The 20,247-nt window shown below is 65.0% G+C and carries 19 protein-coding genes; 11 read left to right on the plus strand and 8 right to left on the minus strand.

The window, feature by feature from the left end:
• Positions 1–75: 75 nt before the first annotated feature.
• The 3 genes from ACH13J_RS02925 to ACH13J_RS02935 all read right to left on the minus strand — a co-directional run bounded on the left by ACH13J_RS02925 (position 76) and on the right by ACH13J_RS02935 (position 2,262).
• Positions 76–1,290 carry a flagellin N-terminal helical domain-containing protein gene (locus ACH13J_RS02925; protein WP_397541816.1) on the minus strand — a complete coding sequence of 405 codons (1,215 nt, stop codon included), beginning with the start codon at positions 1,288–1,290 and terminating at the stop codon, positions 76–78.
• 212 nt (positions 1,291–1,502) lie between these two features.
• Complete coding sequence (locus ACH13J_RS02930; protein WP_397541817.1) at positions 1,503–1,865, minus strand: flagellar protein FlgN; 363 nt, start codon at positions 1,863–1,865, stop codon at positions 1,503–1,505.
• On the minus strand, positions 1,855–2,262 hold the full coding sequence (locus ACH13J_RS02935; protein WP_397541818.1) for a rod-binding protein: 408 nt from the start codon (positions 2,260–2,262) through the stop codon (positions 1,855–1,857). Before ACH13J_RS02935 ends, ACH13J_RS02930 begins: the two co-directional genes overlap by 11 nt.
• A 1,928-nt stretch (positions 2,263–4,190) precedes the next feature.
• On the opposite strand from ACH13J_RS02935, the gene fliK reads away from it, so the two are divergent.
• The 3 genes from fliK to ACH13J_RS02950 all read left to right on the plus strand — a co-directional run bounded on the left by fliK (position 4,191) and on the right by ACH13J_RS02950 (position 5,778).
• The gene (gene fliK, locus ACH13J_RS02940; protein ID WP_397541819.1) at positions 4,191–4,613 is read left to right on the plus strand and encodes a flagellar hook-length control protein FliK; all 423 of its coding nucleotides are present in this window, start codon (positions 4,191–4,193) and stop codon (positions 4,611–4,613) included.
• Positions 4,614–4,625: 12 nt separating this feature from the next.
• Entirely contained in the window at positions 4,626–5,312 is a 687-nt protein-coding gene (locus ACH13J_RS02945) for a flagellar hook capping FlgD N-terminal domain-containing protein (protein WP_397541820.1), read from the plus strand.
• 196 nt (positions 5,313–5,508) lie between these two features.
• Complete coding sequence (locus ACH13J_RS02950; RefSeq protein ID WP_397541821.1) at positions 5,509–5,778, plus strand: hypothetical protein; 270 nt, start codon at positions 5,509–5,511, stop codon at positions 5,776–5,778.
• 113 nt (positions 5,779–5,891) lie between these two features.
• On the opposite strand, the gene ACH13J_RS02955 is transcribed toward ACH13J_RS02950, so the two are convergent.
• The 4 genes from ACH13J_RS02955 to ubiE all read right to left on the minus strand — a co-directional run bounded on the left by ACH13J_RS02955 (position 5,892) and on the right by ubiE (position 11,094).
• Positions 5,892–6,578: a YjbF family lipoprotein gene (locus tag ACH13J_RS02955; RefSeq protein ID WP_397541822.1), complete on the minus strand. Its 687-nt coding sequence runs from the start codon at positions 6,576–6,578 to the stop codon at positions 5,892–5,894.
• Positions 6,575–8,665, minus strand: coding sequence for a YjbH domain-containing protein (locus ACH13J_RS02960; protein ID WP_397541823.1), 2,091 nt, complete (start codon positions 8,663–8,665; stop codon positions 6,575–6,577). Before ACH13J_RS02960 ends, ACH13J_RS02955 begins: the two co-directional genes overlap by 4 nt.
• Before the next feature lie 148 nt (positions 8,666–8,813).
• Positions 8,814–10,346 carry a 2-polyprenylphenol 6-hydroxylase gene (gene ubiB, locus ACH13J_RS02965; protein WP_397541824.1) on the minus strand — a complete coding sequence of 511 codons (1,533 nt, stop codon included), beginning with the start codon at positions 10,344–10,346 and terminating at the stop codon, positions 8,814–8,816.
• A gap of 4 nt (positions 10,347–10,350) precedes the next feature.
• Positions 10,351–11,094 carry a bifunctional demethylmenaquinone methyltransferase/2-methoxy-6-polyprenyl-1,4-benzoquinol methylase UbiE gene (gene ubiE / locus ACH13J_RS02970; protein ID WP_397541825.1) on the minus strand — a complete coding sequence of 248 codons (744 nt, stop codon included), beginning with the start codon at positions 11,092–11,094 and terminating at the stop codon, positions 10,351–10,353.
• A gap of 95 nt (positions 11,095–11,189) precedes the next feature.
• Between ubiE and mutM the strand changes: the two genes are divergently transcribed.
• Both mutM and ACH13J_RS02980 read left to right on the plus strand, forming a co-directional pair.
• Complete coding sequence (mutM, locus tag ACH13J_RS02975; protein ID WP_397541826.1) at positions 11,190–12,041, plus strand: bifunctional DNA-formamidopyrimidine glycosylase/DNA-(apurinic or apyrimidinic site) lyase; 852 nt, start codon at positions 11,190–11,192, stop codon at positions 12,039–12,041.
• Between the two features lie 65 nt (positions 12,042–12,106).
• A complete protein-coding gene (locus tag ACH13J_RS02980; RefSeq protein WP_397541827.1) occupies positions 12,107–12,883 on the plus strand; it encodes an enoyl-CoA hydratase in 777 nt (258 codons plus the stop codon).
• 17 nt (positions 12,884–12,900) lie between these two features.
• Here ACH13J_RS02980 and ACH13J_RS02985 read toward each other — a convergent pair whose 3' ends face one another.
• Positions 12,901–14,214, minus strand: a complete 1,314-nt coding sequence (locus ACH13J_RS02985) for an aminotransferase class I/II-fold pyridoxal phosphate-dependent enzyme (RefSeq protein WP_397541828.1) — start codon at positions 14,212–14,214, stop codon at positions 12,901–12,903.
• 321 nt (positions 14,215–14,535) lie between these two features.
• Between ACH13J_RS02985 and rpsT the strand changes: the two genes are divergently transcribed.
• The 6 genes from rpsT to ACH13J_RS03015 all read left to right on the plus strand — a co-directional run bounded on the left by rpsT (position 14,536) and on the right by ACH13J_RS03015 (position 20,167).
• Positions 14,536–14,799, plus strand: coding sequence for a 30S ribosomal protein S20 (rpsT, locus tag ACH13J_RS02990; RefSeq protein WP_397541829.1), 264 nt, complete (start codon positions 14,536–14,538; stop codon positions 14,797–14,799).
• 480 nt (positions 14,800–15,279) lie between these two features.
• Positions 15,280–16,653, plus strand: a complete 1,374-nt coding sequence (gene dnaA / locus ACH13J_RS02995; protein ID WP_397541830.1) for a chromosomal replication initiator protein DnaA — start codon at positions 15,280–15,282, stop codon at positions 16,651–16,653.
• Between the two features lie 155 nt (positions 16,654–16,808).
• A complete protein-coding gene (dnaN, locus tag ACH13J_RS03000) occupies positions 16,809–17,927 on the plus strand; it encodes a DNA polymerase III subunit beta (protein WP_397541831.1) in 1,119 nt (372 codons plus the stop codon).
• Between the two features lie 82 nt (positions 17,928–18,009).
• A complete protein-coding gene (recF, locus tag ACH13J_RS03005; protein ID WP_397541832.1) occupies positions 18,010–19,122 on the plus strand; it encodes a DNA replication/repair protein RecF in 1,113 nt (370 codons plus the stop codon).
• Entirely contained in the window at positions 19,119–19,550 is a 432-nt protein-coding gene (locus ACH13J_RS03010) for a VOC family protein (RefSeq protein ID WP_397541833.1), read from the plus strand. The genes recF and ACH13J_RS03010 overlap by 4 nt, the downstream gene beginning before the upstream one ends.
• On the plus strand, positions 19,547–20,167 hold the full coding sequence (locus ACH13J_RS03015; protein WP_397541834.1) for a LysE family transporter: 621 nt from the start codon (positions 19,547–19,549) through the stop codon (positions 20,165–20,167). Before ACH13J_RS03010 ends, ACH13J_RS03015 begins: the two co-directional genes overlap by 4 nt.
• Positions 20,168–20,247 lie beyond the last annotated feature (80 nt).

Below are 20,247 nucleotides of genomic sequence, written 5' to 3' on the forward strand. Positions count from 1 at the left end.
ATTTCCTTTCAAGAGGATCAACGCATCAAGGCGGAGCGGGGAACGGGGCGCCCGTCAATGGGCGCCCCGCCGCTCCTAGCCCCTGAACAGCGACAGGATCGACTGCGGCGCCTGGTTGGCGATCGACAGCGACTGTGTCGCCAGCTGTTGCTGAACCTGCAGCGCCTGGAGCCGGGCCGACGTTTCCTCCATGTTGGCGTCCACCAGCGACCCGATGCCCGACGTCATCGAGTCGGTCAGGTTCGCGATGAACTGAGACTGTGTTTCGATCCGTCCTTGTACCGATCCGAAGGCTGCGGCGGCGTCGATCGAGGTGTCGATCAGGCTCTCGATGTTCGCGAGCGCCGTGTTGGCACCGCTGGCGGTGGACACGTCGATCCCGGACAGGGTGCCCAGCCCGCCGGATCCTGCGTTGGTATACTGCCCGCTGACCGAAAGCGCGTCGGTGCCTGCATTGGTCACGACGATCTGGCCGGCATTGGCTGAATCGTAGTCCACTGTGACATTGGCCCCCGAGTTCTCGATCGCGGTCTTGAGGCCAACGGCAACGGTGTCGCCCGGGGTGCTCGCCGCGACATCCTCGGCGGTGACGGTATAGCTGGCGGTCGCGTTGCCGATCTGGACGGTCAGCTTGTCGCCTGCCGAAAGCACCGACCCGTCGATCGCGATGGTGCCGTTGTCACTGGTGCCGCCGTTGGCATCCATGGAAAAGCCGAACCTGTCCTGCGAATCCGCGGCCTCGCCGGTGGAACCGGCGAAGGCCGCCGCGGCTGTATAGCCCCCGGTCGAGAGATCCTGGGCGGTGACCGTGATCGAGGAGGAGGTGACGTTTCCGGCGGCGTCCCGGTCGAGGGAGGCAAGGATGTCGGCGGAGGCGGTATTGCCGTCGATGAGGTTGAGCCCGTTGAACTGGGCAGCGGAAACGACCGAGTCGATCTGGTTTTTCAGCTCGGTCACGTCGTCGTTGATCTTGGCCCGGTCGACGTTGTCCTCCTGCGCCGCCACGATCTTGGACTTCATCTGCGTGAGCAGCTCGGTCACGGTCTCGGACGCGTCGCGCGCCACGGCCACGGTGGATTCGCCCAATGAAAGGCTTTCAGAGATCGCCTTGAACCCTGCCACGTCGGATTCCATCACCTTGGAGATGGCGAAGACGGCGGAATTGTCCTTGGCGGTGGCCACCTTCTTGCCGGTCGAGATCATGTCCTGGGTGCGTGCCAGGTTGGAGTTGACGGATTTCAGGGTTTGCAGCGCGACCATTGCGCTGTCGTTCGTGAGAATGCTGGACATGGCTGTTTCCTTGTCTTCCCGGGCGCTTTGCGCCAGTTTCACGGCCCGCCCCGCGACGGGGCGATATCGATGCGTCCTTCTGACCTGTGCGGCAGTCGTGTGCGTCCTGCCGCGCCACCCCTTGTGGAATGCCGGGGCAGGATTGCGTCCGAGGTGCTAAGGGAATGCTAAGTCCACGCCGCGATCTCGGCGGCATTTGACACAAACCTGGCCTATGCGCGCCTTTCCACCCGGCGGACCACGTTTCCGTCGATGGTCTGCCTGCGGCCGGCATGATCGTAGGTTTCAAAGGAATGACGCAGCTGCCGAAGCGCGGAAAGGCGGCCGGCGACGCGCCTGATCCCTTGCAGAGCGCCGTCGAGCAGCGCCTGGTTTCGCACGACCTTGTCCTTCAGGTCGTCAAGATCCCGGCAGCGGTCCGGGGCCAGCCTGTTGAGCGCGTCGACAAGCCGGGATTTCTCCTCCAGCAACTCCGTGATGGTGTCGAGATCCCCGGCCAGAAGCGCGCCGCGTTCGGTCTCCAGCAGATCGTCGAGGCGGGACATCACGTCGTGGGCGGTGTCGTCATGTGTCATCGCGCGCCTCTATCATCGAGCGGAAGATGTGTTCGGCCAGGCCGATCCCCCCGGACCGCGCCATCTCGCGCGCTATGGCGTCACGATGGAACGAGGCGAAGTGATCCTCGCCGGCGCCTCCAGAGAAGCCATTGACCTGCTCGCCGAGGCCGGCGGCCTTGAGCATCTGCGAAAGAAAGCGCGCCTCCAGCTGCTGCGCGGCGGCCCTGGCGCGGCTTTCCCCCGGACGGGTGGCGTGAGGGGTGTGCGTCGGTTGGTGAGGGGGCGGAACCTGCCACATGATGATAGCTCCATTTGAAGGAAACTTTCCGGCATATGACACCAAACCGGTAAAGATGCGGTAACCGGTGTCTGCAAGTATGCCTGCGACGCGGAAGAAATCCCGGAGCAGGGCCAATGTACCAGTTTCTGTCAGACTTCGTTGCGGGTGGCGGCGGCGCAGGCTCTCGCCGGCCGGCCCATGGCAGCGCCGAGCACGGGACCAGGGCGGCTGACGGTTTCCGCGACGCGCTGGCCCGTGAAAGCACGCCCGCCCCGTCGTGGCGAGAAGCGGAGGCAACGCCGGAGCGTCATGGACAGGGTGTGACGCCGACGGATCCCCCAACACCGGCGGATGGCGCCCCGTTTGCCACGGTGAGGGGGCGTGACCAGGATGCCGAACATCCTGACGACACTGCCGCGATGGGCGAAGGCCGCGCCGTCGAGCGGCCCGAGGACACGTCAAAGAGGAACATCCAGCTTGGCGGTGCCGATGCGCGACAGGGGCGCGCGGACGGCAAGGCGGAATCACAGGGCTATCCACCCCGGGCGGCGCCGGGGGTGTCCGCCCCGGGTCTGCCATCGGGCGAGACCCCGAGCTCGTTTCCTGCGCGAGACGGTGCGCATCCCGTGGCCGCGGCCCCCTTGGAGTCCCGCAGCCCGGCCGCCCTGCAGCCCGACACACCTGCGGATGACGGACGCCGGGTATACGCGGCCTCCATGTCAGCGGAAAGCGGCCGGGCAGCAGGTCATCCCTTGCCGCCGGACGCTATGGAGGGCGGCCCGCAAACCTGGTCGACGACGAAATACCATGTTGAGACCCGACCCGCCGAGTCCTCCGTGTCGGCCAAAAGCGGGGCGACCGCCGGGTCTGACGCAATGCCATCGGTTCGGCTTGCCGCCCCCGCGGTCATGACCACCACGTTTGGGGACGACGGGCTGAGATCAGTTCCCCGCGCGCTCGAGCGCATGCCGGCACGTCTGATCGATCCCGCGGGTGGGTCGACAAACGCAACGCCGACGGGCGCAAGCGAAGCCGAAACCTTGAGGATGCCCGCCCACTTGGAGGCCGCGCCGCAGCAGCTTGGTTCCGCCCCAGGAAGCGCGGTTCGAGGCATCGCGGCCAACATGACGGGAAATACCGGGACGGGGCGTTTGGACGTACCGGCAAGAAGCAGCCCGCCACAGGCGCGCGCCGTCTTGGGGGTGGATGGCCAGCCGGCGCCTGACGATCTGCCCGGTGGCGCGAGGAACGCCCCGGCCGTGGCTCCGCCATCCGCGGATGTGCCGGATGCCGAAACGATCCGGCTCAAGAACGCTCGGGCAAGCGGCCCGGTCCCGCTCCACCACGACACCGGGCAATCCCATGCACCGGTGGCACCGTCGCCGTCGGTGCCGGCAGCGGGTCGCGTGGCCGTGCGTAATGGCGTGCTATACTTGGACCGTCAGCCGCTCACGGCGATGCGCGATCCGATGCCGCATTCGCATGTGTCGCTCGACCGCGGTGCGAAAGCGCCGGGCATCGCGCGGGAAACCGGGCTCAACCTCGCTTGGCGTGCCGATGGCGGGCACACCGTTGCCCCCGGCGTACCGGAAAAGGGGTCCGGGACGGCGACACCGACTGCAGTGGCAGAATGGACGGGTGCCGGTGACCCTTCGCGGTCTTCCCGACCGGCTCCTGTCGCGGGGCCGGAGGAAGGTGTTGCGCCGCTTGTATCTAGGCGTTCCGGGGCTGTCCCGTCGGCTGTGCCGCCGCTTGGTGCGACGGCCATGTTGGAGGCATCCCGGCCGGTGCAGGAGCGGTCCGGGTCCAGCCTGCCTTGGTTGCAGCCCCAATCGGTTCGTGCGCCCGGGATGCATCACGCTGACGCCCCCGGCACTGTCCGGATACCGGGCGCCGGGTCTTCCGGTTCTTCCGGGCCCGCCGCCGGAGCGCTCGCGGTTTCGCCCGCTGCCGGCAGTCCTGCCGCCGAGGCGGAGCCACGTCCCGTCGTGGAGCTGCCGCCTCCGCAGGAGGCCGCACCGCCCGCGCGCAGCGGCCCCCCGGCCGCGGCAGCGCAAACGCACATGACGCAGGCCGACACCGGTCGGGCGGTGGCCTGGCAGGTCGCGCAGGCGGTTCAGGCCGGTCGCGAGCAGTCCTACGAGATCCTGCTGAACCCGCCGGAACTGGGCAAGTTGCGCATAAGCCTCACGCCTGGCGAAACCGGTATTTCCATCAGCATTCAGGCCGACCGTCCCGAGACGCTCGACCTGCTCCGGCGCCATGCCGACATGCTGTCACAGGATTTCCGCGAGATGGGGTATGACAGCACCGCTTTCTCTTTCGGGGCTGAGACGGGCGAAGACCGGCCGCGCGATACGCCGGCAGAAGATGATGGCAGCGCCTCCGCGGCCGAAACACAGCATGCCGAGATGGCCGGAGGCATGCCCGTGTCTCACGCACCCGCCGCAGCCTCTGCTGCCAACCGGGTTGACATACGTCTCTAGAAAGGTCTCTCGATGGATATTCCTGCAACACCGCGATCCCCGTCCGCCGGGAATGGCCTGATCGGCGGGCCGTCCGCGCCGAATGGCACCGGAACGGGCACCGCGCTCAATTCCGATTTCCAGACCTTCCTGGAAATGCTGACCGTGCAGATGCAAAATCAGGATCCCCTGAACCCCGCGGACCCGACGGAATTTGCCACGCAGCTGGCCACGTTTTCGTCGGTGGAACAACAGGTCCGGACCAACGAGTTGCTGGTCGCGCTCGGCGCGCAGATGGGGGCGCTGGGCGTGTCACAGCTTTCCCAATGGATCGGGATGCAGGCCAGCGCGGAAATGCCCGTGCTGTTCGAGGGGAGCCCGGTTACCGTCGAAACCCCGGGCAACACCCTGGCGGATAACGCGGAGCTGGTGGTCACGGACCGGTCGGGCAAAGAGGTGCAGCGTATGCCCGTCGGGACCGAAGCCGAGGAACTCCAGTGGGCTGGCACGCTTGACACGGGGGCGCCTCTGCCGGCGGGTGAATACAACCTCGCGGTGGAATACTCGGCCGAGGGCGAAACGCTCGCCACCGATCCGGTCTATGTGCAAGCGCGAATCATGGAAGCCCGGAACGAGGACGGTGTGCCGATCCTCATCATGGACAGTGGCCAGAAGGTCGAATCCTCCGCGATCGTCGGCCTCCGTGCCGCCGCTGACTGATGCGCCAAAACATGGGTTTTGCCCGTTTTTCGTGCAGTGGGCGTGTCGCTGCGCCGGGTGTTGGCGGTATTTCGCCTTTTTTCACGCTTCGATGATTTTTCGGATTTGTTGCAGGATGCTATTGAAATAATAACGCCAATATACGATCTTCTCGGTGAGGCGCTCGGCGAAGCGATTTGAAATTGGAGTTTACCAAATGGAACTGACGAAAATCATCGCGGCGGCGGCGATTGCGGCCATTACCGCTGGCCCCGCACTGGCACAGGATCCGTTCGAGGAGTCCGAATGCGACGATCCCCAGACCCCGGACGTGGTGGAAGAGTGCCCGCCGGCCGGTCTGATTGGCGCCAACGCCGCGGGCGTGGTGGCCGGTGCAGTCGCGCTCGGTGTCGTCGCATCTGGTGGTGACAGCAGCACCACGACGACGACCACGACGACCACGACGACGGCGGGTGGCGCGGAGTAGTAAAAACTGCTCTCACAAAGCATATGTCAGAAGTTCAAAAGGGCCCTGCATGGGGCCCTTTTTGTTGCGTAAAATCGTGTCTTGATCACCGCCGTCATACGCGGTCTGGCGAGCTAGCGCAGATGCCGCATGACGGCGAATCCCAGCTCCGGCCCGACCCATTGGCGCGATTGCACGATCCGGCCGTCACGGTTGACAAGGTAAAGGTCCACGAACTGCCTGTCAGCCGACACGCAGCTCGAAAACATCTGCAGCACCGGCTGGTCGATCTCCCCGAACTTTACCGCCTTGGGGTATCCGCGTGACACCACGCAGGTTGATTTCGCCTCGACGATGCCATGATCTCCGTCGAGGTAGCGCTGCGTGTACTGCGCCGTACCCTCCCTGCGTTGCGTGACAAGCTCCAGCACCCCGTCAACGTCGGCCGACATCAGGTCGGGCGGCACGGCGCGCGTCGCGGTGATGATGCCGTCCTTGGTGGTTACCGAGCGACGGTCGCTGATACCCCATGCAGCCCACGTGTCGTACCGCCCGTTCGATTCGATAATGCGCATCACCGCGGCGGCCTTCGTCGTCGGGAACATGAGCTGCGCGAGCGGATCGTCGGTCCGGCGCAGCGCGGTGGCGGAGAACCGAGAAAGGTCCGGCGGTTCCGTGGGCTGCTGGCGTGCCGAGCGGATCTTCTGGAACAGTTCCTTGGAAAGGTCGCCCGGCGAGATCGTGCTCTCCTGGCTGGAGCAACCCGGCAGGATGAGCGCCGCGATCACGGCGACGAGGGGCAGCAGGCGGGTCACGCTCATCTCCAGAATTTCCCCCAGCTTTCAGCCACCTTGGCGCGGTGACCGTCGCGGATGGTCTCGTAAAGCCGCCCCTCGACCCCCAGCCTCTGGCCACCGTCCCGCTGGATGGGGCGAATCGTCTGGGCGAAACTTTGCTGCGTGGGCTGGCCGAGCAGCCACGATAGCGGCATTTCGAAGAAGAGCCCCTTGTCGAAAGAACCTTCGCCGAACGTGCTGGCCGAAACGTCCGTCTTGGTGGCGAACGCGCCGACCTTCCAGCCATTGGCAAACGAGCGCGCGACCTGAAGCGTCGCGCCCCAGTCCCCGGCGAGGTAGCGGCCCGCATGAACCTCGAATTCGAAATCCCCCGGCGCGTCGTAATAGGCTGAGAGATGGCCGTTCCATTCAGGGATGGGCACGCCGCGCGTGTCCAGCGACCGCAGCCCGAAACCCTGCTCGAACTCTCGCGGACGGACATAGTTGACCTCGGCCCCGAGTGCGAGGCGACTGTCCACAGGTTTCCAAAGGACCTCTGCCGAAACACCCGCGAACATGGTTTCCAGATAGCCGCCCGTGATCCGCCCGTACAGATCCGGGCCCAGACGTCCGTATTTCGCGAGCGTCAGCAGGTCCAATGTCGGGCCGTACTCGGAATTGTAGCGCAGCGCGTCGGACCGGACACGCGGCATGATCGAGTTCGATCCGCGCGTCGCTTCGTCGATATTGCCGAACAGCTTGACCGAACTCGCCCCGGCAACGACCCAGCCTGACCCCAGATGCCAGTCCGCCCGTGCCGTCAGGCGTATATCGGCGCGGAAGGGGTTGTTGGGGTCGAACGCGTATGTCCGCGTGGTCGGGGTTATCCGCCAGTTGAACTTCGGCCGAACACCCGGCAGCCTTTCGGGTACGCCGCCAAACCGCAAGCTGTCGTTGAATTGCACCGCCGCCAGCATTTCCCGTTCGGCGGCGTGTTCCAGCCGTTCCAAGTCGCTGCGGCGGAAGCTGGTCGTGCTGACGGGCAGGCCGTATTCGTTGCTCAGCGTCACGTGAAAGGTCTGGATAGAGGCCGGCATCGTGCGCGTCAGAACGCGGACCGTCCGGCCAAGGGCCTGTGAATCGGACGTATAGACGTCGTTAAGGATCAGCAGATGGGCCGACCGCTCCTCTATCCGGAGCCCTTCGAGCGTGATGCGTTCCTTTGCCAGCAGCTCGCCGAGCGACGATATCGCGTCCTGCTGTTGCTTCGGGTCGAGCGTCCAGCCAAGGTCATTGATCGCTTCGGGGTCGCGCACCGCGACCGGCAGCGGCGCGGGCTCGCTGCTTGGGACCGGTGGTTTCCGCGGGTTCAGCGATATGGCCACGCTTGCGCCGATTTCCGTGCCGTGGAGCGCGAACAGCCGCAGGTTCATGTCGTCGTTGAGCTGGTAATCCAGCGCGACGTTCCACGGGACGTCGGGATCGAACACGCCCTGCTGCTGTTCGATGTCGTAATTGTCCGAGGAATATTCCGCACTGAAGCTGATCTTGTCGGTGATCGCGTAGCTGAAGCCACCGAAAAGCGCCATCGGCCCCCGAAACCAGTCACTCACGTTGAACTGTCCGCCGCGGCCACCGGTGCCGGTGAACGTGAAGCGCGACCGCGTCCCCAGCGAGCCGAAGCTGTTGCGCGTGCCAAGCCGTCCCCAGCCGATTCCCCCCGTGACACGCAGCCGGTTGCCCAACTGCTTGGTGGCAACCACATATTCCGAGGAGAGCACACCGGTTCCCAGAAAGTCGCGCAAGCCCACCGCCACTGACGGCAGATAGTCCGTCTCCTCGATCACGCGGAACTTGAGATCGAAACTGCGGTCGTAATACACGTCGAAAAGCGGTGAGAGGTCATCGACGCCGATATACCGAAAACTGCCCGAGACCCATGGCAGCAGCTGGAAGGACGCGGTGTTCTTGGTATAGCCCTCGAAATGGGAGATCGTCACCGAGAGCTGGCCATCCGGTGCCGCCTCGGCCGTCGGCATGTCGATCAGGCCGCCCGGCATGCCGAAATTGTTTGTCTTGGTGGTCAAAAGACGGTCGGCAACCGCTGCCACGGGCATGAGCATGAGGGTCATCAAGACCGCTGACAGCGATATCTTTCGGATCACGCGCAGATGCCCCGGTATTCGGCCAAGTTGCGGTCACCTTAGCGAAACTGATCGGGGACAACAACGTAACAATCGACCGAACCGTTTGCGCGGTGCCGCTCGCCTTTGATGCCGTCTATCCCATGTGCAGCGCCACCAGCACTGCCGCGGCGCCGAGGCCGAACCCGCCGGCGGCCCACGCCGCATAGGCCAGTCGTGATGTGCTTTCCTGCGGTGTTGCGGTTTGCGAATGCCGGATCAGCGTATCCTCCACAAGCTGTGGCAGCCGCGGGCCGTAGCGGCTGAGCACCGCCAGCGTCCGGCCCAGGTCACGCAGCGCGGCACGTGGGCCGACATTCTTGCGGATGTAGTCCTCGACCACCGGGCGCGCGACCTGCCATATGTTGATCTGAGGGTTCAGCGAGCGCGCCACGCCCTCGACCACGACCATGGTGCGTTGCAGCAGGATCAACTCGGTTCGGGTTTCCATGCCGAACTTTTCTGTCACCTCGAAAAGGTAACTCAGCAGGCTCCCCATCGAGATGCGCGTGGCATCCATGCCGAAGATCGGCTCGCCCACGGCCCGCAGCGCGCGCGCGAACTCGTTAACGTCCTGGTTGGCAGGGACATACCCCGCCTCGAAATGCACCTCTGCCACGCGCTGATAGTCGCGCCGGATGAAGCCGTAGAGGATCTCGGCATAGACCTTGCGCGTGTACTCGTCGATATGGCCCATGATCCCGAAGTCGTAGGCGATGATGTCGCCGTTGGCCGCGACCTTGAGATTTCCCTGATGCATGTCGCCATGGAAATACCCGTCGCGCAGCGCGTGGCTGAGGAAAAGCTGCAAGACACGCTCGCCCAGTGCGACGCGGTCATGGCCCGCGGCATCCAGCGCCGCGTTGTCGCCGAGGGGAACGCCCACCGCCCAGCTCATCGTCATCACGCGTCGGCCAGAGAATTCCCACTTGATTTCCGGCAGGGAAAAGCCGGGATCGTCCGCGGTGTTGGCCGCGAATTCCGACGCCGAGGAACTTTCGAGCCTCAGATCGAGCTCGCCCAGAACGACACCCTCGAAATGGGCGATGACATCGGTCGGGCGCAGTCGGCGGGAGGATGGAGACAGAAGCTCGATCATCCGGGCCGCGAAATAGAAGGCGTCGATATCCTTGCGGAAGGCGCGTTCGATCCCCGGCCGCAGAACCTTGACCGCCACCGGCTCACCCGTGTCGCGCAGGCGCGCCTTGTGTACCTGCGCGATAGAGGCGGCCGCGACGGGTTCGCTGAGATCGTCGAACATCTGTTCGACGGGCCGCTCCAGCTCCGCGGCGATGCTCTGCTTGGCGGCGGCGATGGGAAACGGCGGCAACTTGTCCTGAAGAATCCGCAGTTCGTTGGCCAGATCTTCGCCCACGATGTCGGGACGGGTCGAGAACAGCTGGCCGAACTTGATGTAGGCGGGGCCAAGGACCGTCAGCGCGCCGACCGCCGGCGGCAGATCAGGGTCAGCCCGGTATCCAAGCCACTGGAACGGCCATGCGAGAAACCGCATTGCCCCCCGCACGAGCGGCGGCGCGTCCATCGCATCGAGGATGAGCCGCATTGCGCCGGTGCGCTCCAGCGTGGCCCCGGTCCGTACAAGGCGCAGGATATTGTGCGGCCCGCGCACCGGATCAGAGCTTCCAGCCCGAGTGCAGACAGGCGATGCCCATCGACAGGTTGCGGTACTTGGCGTTCCCGAAACCCGCGTCGCGCACCATTTGCAGGAACGTCTCCTGATCAGGGAAACGCCGGATCGATTCCACCAGATACTGGTAGCTGTCCCTGTCCCGGGCGATCAGCTGTCCCATGCGCGGGATGATGTGGAAAGAGTAAAGGTCGTAAACCTGCCGCATCAGTGCGTTCGGCACCTGGCTGAACTCCAGCACCATCAGGCGGCCGCCGGGGCGCAGAACGCGGAACGCTTCTGCCAGCGCGGCCTCGGGGCGGGTGACGTTCCGTATGCCGAAGCTGATCGTGTAGACATCGAAACTGTTGTCCGCAAAGGGCAGTGCCATCGCGTCGCCCACAACCCAGTCCAGCCGGTCGCCGAGGTTCTCGGTCTCGGCGCGCTGGCGGCCCGCCGCCAGCATCTCTTCGGTCAGGTCGAGCACGGTGGCCCGCCCCGCGCCCGCGCGCGCAAGGAATCGAAACGCGATATCGCCGGTGCCGCCCGCCACGTCCAGCAGGTGTTGGCCCGCGCGGGGGGCCAGCCAGTCCATCATCGCGTCCTTCCAGACCCGGTGGATGCCGAGGGACATCGCGTCGTTCATCATGTCATAGCGCGACGCCACGGACCCGAACACGCCACGCACGCGCCCCGCCTTTTCGCCCTCGGGGATCTGCTGGAATCCGAAATGGGTGGTTTTCTCGGTCATGTGCCGCGGGCGCCCTTGCCGTTCGACGTCTTCGCCCTTCTTATAGGGCGCCGGGGGCCGGTTACAATCCGCCCCGTGCAGGAGATGAGAGAGCAATGCCCGAATTGCCCGAAGTCGAGACGGTTCGCCGCGGACTGGTCCCCGTGCTTGAAGGCGCCCGGATCGCGCGGGTGCGGGTCAACCGGCCGGACCTGCGGTGGCCGTTTCCGCCTGACATGGCGGACCGTCTGACAGGCCGCCGCGTGCTGCGCCTTGGCCGGCGGTCGAAATACATCCTGGCCGATCTGGACAGCGGCGAAACGCTGCTTGTCCATCTCGGCATGTCGGGCCGGATCCTCGTCTCGGGGGACCCGCTCGGGATGTTCGTGCACGACCATCCCGCACCGGAAAAGCACGATCACGTGCTACTGGAAACCGAGGCCGGCGCGCGCGTCACGTTCAACGATCCGCGCCGTTTCGGGGCGATGGACATGGTCGCGACCGATGCGGCTGGCGACCACAAGCTGTTGCGCAGGCTGGGGCCCGAACCGCTGGGGAACGCGTTTTCCGGCGAATACCTCATCGCGTCCCTGCGCGCACGCCGCACGCCTGTAAAAGCCGCGCTGCTCGACCAGAGGCTCGTGGCGGGTCTGGGCAACATTTATGTTTGCGAGTCGCTTTTCCGCGCCGGGATCTCGCCCAAGCGACATGCCGGAGCGATCTCCGCGCGGCGCGTGGATGCGCTGGCCCGGGCCGTGCGGGACGTGTTGCATGACGCGATCGCGGCGGGGGGATCGTCGCTGCGCGACTACCGGCAGGCTGATGGCGAGCTCGGCTATTTTCAGCATCGCTTCGATGTCTACGACCGTGAGGGCGCACCCTGCCCGCGCCCTGGCTGCGAGGGCCGTGTCCGCAGGGCCGTACAGTCCGGCAGGTCCAGCTTCTACTGCCCGCGTTGCCAAAGATAAGGTTGAACCGGATAGCCAAATTGATAAGGAATCGGTTCTGATCGAAACCAGCGAAAGCAGATTTCATGGCCTATGAGACGATCAACGTCGAAATAGAAGACCACGTCGCCCTTGTCACTCTCAACCGCCCCGATGCGCTGAACGCTCTCAACGACCAGCTTCTCAAGGAACTCGCCAAGGCGCTGCAAGAGCTTCAATCCAACGACAAGGTCCGCTGCATCGTTCTGACCGGCTCGGAAAAGGCTTTCGCGGCCGGGGCCGATATCAAGATGATGAGCGACAAGTCCTTCGTGGACGTGTTCAAGGAGGACCTCTTCGGCCCCGAGCCGGAGGCGATCGCCGCCATCCGCAAACCGATCATCGCCGCGGTCAGCGGCTACGCGCTCGGCGGTGGGTGCGAACTGGCCATGATGTGTGATTTCATCATCGCCTCTGATACCGCCAAGTTCGGCCAGCCCGAGATCAATCTGGGCGTGATGGCCGGTCTCGGCGGATCGCAGCGACTGACCCGCTTCATCGGCAAGTCCAAGGCGATGGACATGAACCTGACCGGGCGCTTCATGGATGCCGAGGAGGCCGAGCGTGCCGGGCTGGTCAGCCGCGTGGTGCCCGCAAAGAAGCTGAAGGAAGAGGCGCTGAACGCCGCCAACAAGATCGCCGAGAAGTCGATGATCACGGTCATGGCCGTGAAGGAGGCCGTGAACCGGTCCTACGAGGTGCCGCTGAGCGAAGGTCTGCTTTTCGAGCGGCGCGTCTTTCACTCGCTTTTCGCCACGGACGACCAGAGCGAGGGCATGTCGGCATTCATGGAAAAACGCGAGGCGCAGTTCCGCGACAAGTGAAGCGGGCGCGCACGAACTTACCCGACATAATGCAGCGTGTCGAAACGTGCGCGCATGGCCCGGGTGCGGGGGGCAACCGACCCGGGGTCTTCCCGTAGCCCGTCCACGATGAGCGCGGCCAGATCCTGCGCGTGGTCCGGCGTCACGCCCCACCTTACGATTTCGGGCGTGCCTAGCCTGAGGCCGTTCATGTCGCCCGCGACCGGCGGGCGGGGCAGGCCGATCCCGCAGGCGAGCAGGCCAGCCTGCCGCAGCCGCCGGGCGGCGTTCTGGCCGCCGCCGAACGGTTCGGCCTCGACGGCGAACTGGTGCGAGCGGGTGAAGCCGCGCGGTTCGGCGAAAACCGGTATGCCGCGGTCCTGAAGGGCGCGGGCCAATGCCCGCGCGGTGTCGATCATCATCTTGGCATAGGCGGCGCCATGGTCGCGCCAGTCCAGCATCGTGATGGCCAGCGCGGCTGATTTCGCCGCGTCGAAATTCGCGGTCATGCCCGGAAACGCGATCCTGTCGAGTCTTTCGGCAAGCGATGCGTCATTGGTGAGGACCAACCCGCCCGCCGGGCCGCCGAGGCTCTTGTAGGTGCTCATCGTCATCATGTGCGCGCCTTCCCGCAGCGGGTTTTTCCACGCGCCACCGGCGATGATTCCGCATTGATGGGCCGCATCGAACATGACCAGCGCCTCCGACTCATCGGCGATGGCGCGCACCTCCCGCACGGGGTGCTCGAACAGGTTCAGGCTCCCGCCAACGGTGATCAGGCGCGGGCGCTCCTGTCGGACGACTTTCCGCAAGGCGTCGGTGTCGAGCGTGTAGCCATCCGTGTCCACCGGGGCAGGAACGGTGCGCAAGCCGTAAAGGCCGGCACATCCGGCGGCGTGATGGGTGACGTGTCCGCCGATAGCCTCGGGCGGCGCGATGATCGTATCGCCCGGCCGGCAGGTGGCCATGAAGGCATACAGGTTGGCAATGGCGCCCGAGGGAACGCGGATCTCGGCGAATTGCGAGTCGAAGATCTCGGCGCAAAGCTCCGCGGTGATTACTTCGATTTCCTCGATCGCTTCCAGCCCGGTTTCGTACTTGTCGCCCGGATACCCAAGGGAGGGCCGCGACCCCAGCCCGGCGCAGAGCAGCGCCTCGGCGCGCGGGTTCATCACGTTCGTGGCCGGGTTGAGGTTGAAGCATTCGCGCTCGTGGATTTCCCGGTTCTTGCGCGCCAGCGCCTCCATGCGGTCGCGAAGAGCATCCGAACCCAAGGCAGCCGCGCGCTCTGCCAGCGATCCGACGCGCGTCTCGGATGTCTCCGGTACCCAATCACGTTTGGCGAGTTTCATGGCCATCCCCCTTGGTGAAGAGCATGGCGGTATCGCGCGCGCGAGGCAACAAGCGCGGGGTGAGTCGCCCGGATGTGTCGATTGCGTAACAGATTTGCGAAAAAAGCGACCGGGCCAAGCCGGGGCCGTCTTCGGCGGGAATCGGCCGCGCGAGGCGCAGGGATTTCCGGTTTTCATCGGCGCTGATCTCGGCTATATGCGTCAGTTGTAAATGCGCGTGGGGCCCGCTCAGGCCATGTATTCGCTGTCGTCGGACCAACCGGTGCGGGACGCTCACGTGCGAAATGGATCGTGAAAACCCGAACAAAGGTCTGAAATACAATGGCAAATACGCCCCAGTCCAAGAAGCGCGCTCGCCAGAACGCGCGCCGCGCCGCCATCAACAAGGCGCGCCGCTCCCGAATCCGCACGCATATCCGCAAGGTCGAAGAGGCCATCGCCGCCGGCGATCAGGCCGCCGCGCAAGAGGCGCTCCGGGCGGCGCAACCCGAATTGATGCGCGGCGTTTCCAAAGGCGTGTTCCACAAGAACACCGCGTCACGCAAGGTGTCCCGTCTGGCCGCACGGGTGAAGGCGCTCGGTTGAGCGCCCTTCAGTAAATTGTTGATCTTCAAAGGCGCCCGTAAACCGGGCGCTTTTTGCGTTGATGGCGCCAGTGCAAGAGCGCCAGATTCTTTTCGCACCCTTCTGCTGTCAAGCTCTAAGATAAGTTGCCGTTGGCTCGACGCTCTGGCTATTTTCATCGAGCGATTCCGCAAGGGGGATAGAGGCTGCCGCTAGCGCCCGGACATGAACCTGACCGTGCTTCCTGGGTGCATCTACGTTTAAGCGACCGGCCACGTCCGCAGACAGACCCGCGCGGCATGTGACTGCCCGATCCACGCCGAGGGACACGGCACAGGAACGGGGATGCCACGCCGCCGCACCTGACCTAGGCACGTTGGGTGTTTCAACCTGTTGCCCATGGCAACGGGGTGGGACGGGTTTTTCTCTTGGCTGGATTCGCCGGCACCGGGACGCTTCGGGCAATGCCGATATGGGGATGTGAACGGCGGAACAGGAAAAATGACCAACGAGCAATGGGGCCAACTCAAACAGGAACTTCTCAGCAAGGTCGGAAAGCACAACTACGCGAACTGGATCGAGCCGCTTGAACTGTCGGCGGCACGCGACGGCGTTGTAACCTTCAGCGTGCCGACGACTTTCCTGGGCAATTACGTCTCGCAGAATTTCGGAGACCTGATCCTGTATCAGGTCAATACCGTCGCGCCCGAGATCCGCAGGGTGCATTTCGAGGTGCCGAGCAGCGGCGCGAAGCGCACCCCGGCGGTGCGTTCCAACGGGGCCGGCGCGCCGGCACGGGGTGCGGCGCCCGGTGTGCCGGATGCCGATTCCCAAGTGCCCGCGGCGCCGCTCGATGACCGGTTCACATTCGACCGTTTCGTGGTCGGCAAGCCCAACGAGCTTGCGCATGCGGCTGCCAAGCGCGTCGCGGAAGGCGGGCCAGTCACGTTCAATCCGCTGTTCCTTTATGGTGGCGTGGGGCTGGGCAAGACCCACCTGATGCACGCCATCGCCTGGGAGCTGAAGGTCAGGCGACCGGACCTGAACGCCGTCTACCTGTCGGCGGAACAATTCATGTACCGCTTCGTGCAGGCCCTGCGCGATCGCCGCATGATGGATTTCAAGCAGATGTTCCGCTCGGTCGATGTGCTGATGGTGGATGACGTCCAGTTCATCGCGGGCAAGGACAGCACGCAAGAAGAATTCTTCCATACCTTCAACGCCCTGGTGGACCAGAACAAGCAGATCGTCATCTCGGGCGACCGGGCGCCGGGCGAGATCGAGAACCTCGAGGACCGGATCAAGTCCCGTCTCCAGTGCGGCCTGGTGGTGGACCTGCATCCCACCGATTACGAGCTGCGGCTCGGCATCCTGCAGTCCAAGGTCGACCGGTTCCGCATGGATTACCCGGATCTGCAGATGACGGACGGTGTGCTGGAATTCCTGGCGCATCGCATCAGCACGAATGTCCGCGTCCTCGAAGGGGCGCTGACGCGGCTTTACGCCTTTGCGTCGCTTGTTGGTCACGAGATCACGCTGGAGCTGGCGCAGGATTGTCTTGCCGATATCCTGCGCGCGTCCGAGCGCAAGGTGTCGATCGAGGAGATCCAGCGCCAGGTGTCGGAACATTACAACATCCGCCTGAGCGATATGATCGGCCCGAAACGATTGCGCAGTTTCGCGCGCCCGCGGCAAGTGGCGATGTATCTCTGCAAGCAGATGACAAGCCGCTCGCTGCCGGAAATCGGGCGTCGTTTCGGCGGGCGAGACCATACCACCGTGATGCACGGCGTGAAGCGGATCGAGGAACTGCGCCAGCAGGACGCGCAGATCGCCGAGGATCTCGAAATGCTGCGCAGGACGCTGGAAAGCTAGCGCTGTGCACCCGTCGCCTGCGGGCTGCGCGGGGGCGGGTGCGCGCGTCTCTTGACCCCATGTTCAATTGCACCGAAAACGGGCGAAAAGGCTTGAGCGGGTAGGGGAGTTTGCTACGGTGCGCTTCCCGGCGCGGCACATCAGGGAGCGAGGGTATGAAACTCAGCATTGAACGGGGGGCGCTGCTCAAGGCCGTGTCGCAGGCACAGTCGGTGGTCGAGAAACGCAACACGATCCCGATCCTTGCCAACGTGCTGATCGAGGCGGAAGGCGAGCAGGTGCAGTTCCGCGCCACCGATCTTGACGTCGAGGTGGTTGATACCGCCCCCGCGCAGGTCGAGCGTGCCGGCGCCACAACGGTATCGGCCGTGACCCTGCACGAGATCGTGCGCAAGCTGCCGGACGGGGCGCTGGTGACGCTGGCCGACGACGGCGCGTCGGGCCGCATGTCGGTGGAGGCGGGGCGCTCCAACTTCTCGCTGGCCACGCTGCCCAAGGAGGACTTCCCGGTGATGGCCTCCTCGGAATATGCCTGCAATTTCACCGCCAAGGCACCCGTGCTGCGCCGCCTGTTCGACAAGTCGAAATTCGCCATCTCGACCGAGGAGACGCGGTATTACCTGAACGGCGTCTACATGCACGTCGCCGAAAGCGATGGCGGCCGCGTTCTGCGCTGCGTCGCGACCGACGGTCACCGGCTCGCCCGGATCGATGCCGACCTGCCCGAGGGCGCCGGCGACATGCCCGGCGTGATCGTCCCGCGCAAGACGGTGGGAGAGTTGCGCAAGCTCCTGGAGGACGACGACGCCCAGATCGCGGTGTCGGTCAGTGAAACCAAGGTCCGGTTCGCAACCCCCGGCATCACGCTGACATCCAAGGTGATTGACGGCACCTTTCCCGACTACACGCGCGTCATCCCGCAGGGGAATACCCGCAAGCTGGAGGTCGATGCCGGCGAGTTCGCCAAGGCCGTGGATCGTGTTGCGACGGTCAGCTCGGAAAGATCGCGCGCCGTCAAGCTCACGCTTGACGAGGATCGGCTGGTGCTGTCCGTGAACGCCCCGGACAGCGGCGCGGCGGAGGAGGAACTGGCCGTGGCCTACGGTGACGAAAAGCTCGAGATCGGGTTCAACGCCAAATACCTGCAGGAAATCGCCAGCCAGGTCGACCGCGAGAACGCCGTCTTCCTGTTCAATTCCTCCGGCGACCCGACCCTCGTGCGCGAGGGCAACGACACCAGCGCGGTCTACGTCGTGATGCCCATGCGGGTGTGAGGCTGACCGGAATTCTTGAAAATTCCGGGCCGGGAAATTTCCGTTTTCCGAGCCGTTTTCCTGGAAGAACACGGGCCTTGCCATGACCCGTCTGTACTTTTCCCGCCTGACGCTATCGCATTTCCGCTCGCACAAGGGCGCGACGCTGACGCTCGATGCGCCGCCGGTGGCGATCCACGGGCCCAACGGGGCGGGCAAGACCAACCTGCTGGAGGCGGTGTCGCTGTTTTCCCCCGGCCGTGGCCTGCGCCGGGCGGCGGCGCAGGACATGGCCCGCCGGCCCGAAAACCTCGGCTGGAAAATCACCGGCCATTTGCATTCCCTCGACCGGGTTCACGAGGTCGAGACATGGGCCGAAGAGGCGGGCACACGTCAGGTAAGGATCGACGGCAAGGCGGCCAGCCAGGTGGCGCTGGGGCGCATCGCGCGGGTGCTGTGGCTGGTTCCGGCCATGGACAGGCTCTGGATCGAGGCGGCCGAGGGGCGCCGCCGCTTCGTGGACCGCATAACGCTCAGCTTTGTGCCCGGCCATGCCGAGGCGGCACTGGCCTATGAAAAGGCGATGCGCGAACGCAACCGGCTGCTCAAGGACCAGGTGCGTGACGGGCACTGGTATGTCGCGCTGGAGCGGCAGATGGCCGAGGCCGGGATCGCCATCCACCGCCACAGGCTGGATGCGCTGGCGCATATTCGCGACGCCCAGGCCGAGGCCGAAACCGCGTTCCCCGCCGCCGAGCTGGAGTTGACCATGACCGAGGGCGAGATGCCGGAAACGGAGTCGGATTTTCGCGACGCCCTGCATGAATGCCGCTTTCGCGACCTCGCGGCGGGGCGAACCCTCGTCGGGCCGCACCGGGCCGACCTGCATGCCGTTTACTCGGCCAAGGGTGTGCCGGCGCGCGATTGTTCGACCGGCGAGCAGAAGGCGCTGCTGATTTCGCTGGTTCTCGCCAACGCCCGCGCGCTCGCACGCGATTTCGGGGCGCCCCCGATACTCCTGCTCGACGAGGTCGCGGCGCATCTCGACGCGGGGCGCCGGGCGGCGCTTTACGATGAAATCGTCGCTCTTGGCGCACAGGCATGGATGACCGGCACCGGGGCAGAGCTTTTCGACGCGCTTGGGGATCGTGCTCAGCGGTACGAAGTGACCGAGGCCGACGGCCTCAGCCGAACCGAAGGAAAGGACATCCCATGACACCGCAACGCGTCTCTCTTGTCACGCTCGCCGTGACGGATATTCAGCGTTCCAAGGAGTTTTACGCCGCGCTCGGCTGGACGCCGGCGCAAGCGCAGGATGGCATCGTGTTCTACCAGCTACCCGGCATGGTCCTCGGTCTTTACCGGTGGGCCGATCTGGCGGCGGATCAGGGGCGCAATGCGCGCGAGCTTGGCACGGGCGCGATGACACTGGCGCAGAATTTTGCGACCGAGGCCGAGGTCAACGCCGCCTTTTCCGCGGCGGTCGCCGCCGGGGCGATGGTGCTGAAGCGGCCTGAAAAGGCGTTCTGGGGCGGCTATTCGGGCTACTACGCCGATCCCGATGGCCATGTGTGGGAGGTCGCGATGACCCCGTACTGGCCCTTGTCCGATGAGGGCACGCTGACCCTGCCGGGCCGGGAATGACGCTGACCGTCGGCGACATGGCGCTATATGCCGGCGCGCTTTTCATCCTTTTCCTGACGCCCGGCCCGGTCTGGCTGGCCGTGCTGGCGCGGACCCTCTCGGGCGGGCCGCAGGCCGCGTGGCCGCTGGCAATGGGTGTCGTTGTGGGGGATGTTCTGTGGTCCCTGCTGGCAGTGCTTGGCGTCAGCTGGGTCGTTTCGATGTTCGGCGGCGTCATGGTCGCGCTCAAGGCCGTGGCGGTGGTGATGTTCCTCGGCCTCGGGCTGCTGATCATCCGCAACGCGGACCGGACGATCACCGCTGACAGCCGGTTGACACGCCCCGGCCAGTGGGCCGGTTTCATGGCCGGTTTGGCTGCCATCCTTGGGAACCCCAAGGCGATCCTGTTCTACATGGGTGTGCTGCCAGGCTTTTTCGACCTTGCGCGGATCACCCCGCCGGACATTGCGGCGATCGTGGCATTGTCGGCGCTCGTGCCATTCGCCGGCAATCTCGGCTTTGCCTATTTCATCGGCCGGCTGCGGCGGCTCATGACCTCTCCGGTGGCGCTGCGGCGTACCAACATCGCCGCCGGCGGGCTGTTGATCGTTGTTGCCGGTGCCATTGCCGTGACCTGACCGGAACATGGCCGGTCACCCTGAAACGTGGTGCCGATTGCGTGACATTCCCCGTGGAAAATCGTATAAGATCGCGACAT

This window comes from Roseovarius salis, from assembly GCF_044472985.1.
In the GTDB taxonomy this organism is placed as follows: Bacteria; Pseudomonadota; Alphaproteobacteria; order Rhodobacterales; family Rhodobacteraceae; genus Roseovarius; species Roseovarius salis.

Coding starts and splice junctions, on each gene's coding strand:
- recF (WP_397541832.1), top strand. CDS start 18,010: ATGACCCGTCTGTACTTTTCCCGCCTGACGCTATCGCATTTCCGCTCG.
- ACH13J_RS03010 (WP_397541833.1), top strand. CDS start 19,119: ATGACACCGCAACGCGTCTCTCTTGTCACGCTCGCCGTGACGGATATT.
- ACH13J_RS02945 (WP_397541820.1), top strand. CDS start 4,626: ATGGATATTCCTGCAACACCGCGATCCCCGTCCGCCGGGAATGGCCTG.
- rpsT (WP_397541829.1), top strand. CDS start 14,536: ATGGCAAATACGCCCCAGTCCAAGAAGCGCGCTCGCCAGAACGCGCGC.
- dnaN (WP_397541831.1), top strand. CDS start 16,809: ATGAAACTCAGCATTGAACGGGGGGCGCTGCTCAAGGCCGTGTCGCAG.
- ubiE (WP_397541825.1), bottom strand. CDS start 11,094: ATGACCGAGAAAACCACCCATTTCGGATTCCAGCAGATCCCCGAGGGC.
- mutM (WP_397541826.1), top strand. CDS start 11,190: ATGCCCGAATTGCCCGAAGTCGAGACGGTTCGCCGCGGACTGGTCCCC.
- dnaA (WP_397541830.1), top strand. CDS start 15,280: ATGACCAACGAGCAATGGGGCCAACTCAAACAGGAACTTCTCAGCAAG.
- ACH13J_RS02960 (WP_397541823.1), bottom strand. CDS start 8,665: ATGACCCTCATGCTCATGCCCGTGGCAGCGGTTGCCGACCGTCTTTTG.
- ACH13J_RS03015 (WP_397541834.1), top strand. CDS start 19,547: ATGACGCTGACCGTCGGCGACATGGCGCTATATGCCGGCGCGCTTTTC.
- ACH13J_RS02950 (WP_397541821.1), top strand. CDS start 5,509: ATGGAACTGACGAAAATCATCGCGGCGGCGGCGATTGCGGCCATTACC.
- ACH13J_RS02980 (WP_397541827.1), top strand. CDS start 12,107: ATGGCCTATGAGACGATCAACGTCGAAATAGAAGACCACGTCGCCCTT.
- ACH13J_RS02985 (WP_397541828.1), bottom strand. CDS start 14,214: ATGAAACTCGCCAAACGTGATTGGGTACCGGAGACATCCGAGACGCGC.
- fliK (WP_397541819.1), top strand. CDS start 4,191: ATGACGCAGGCCGACACCGGTCGGGCGGTGGCCTGGCAGGTCGCGCAG.
- ACH13J_RS02930 (WP_397541817.1), bottom strand. CDS start 1,865: ATGACACATGACGACACCGCCCACGACGTGATGTCCCGCCTCGACGAT.
- ACH13J_RS02955 (WP_397541822.1), bottom strand. CDS start 6,578: ATGAGCGTGACCCGCCTGCTGCCCCTCGTCGCCGTGATCGCGGCGCTC.
- ACH13J_RS02925 (WP_397541816.1), bottom strand. CDS start 1,290: ATGTCCAGCATTCTCACGAACGACAGCGCAATGGTCGCGCTGCAAACC.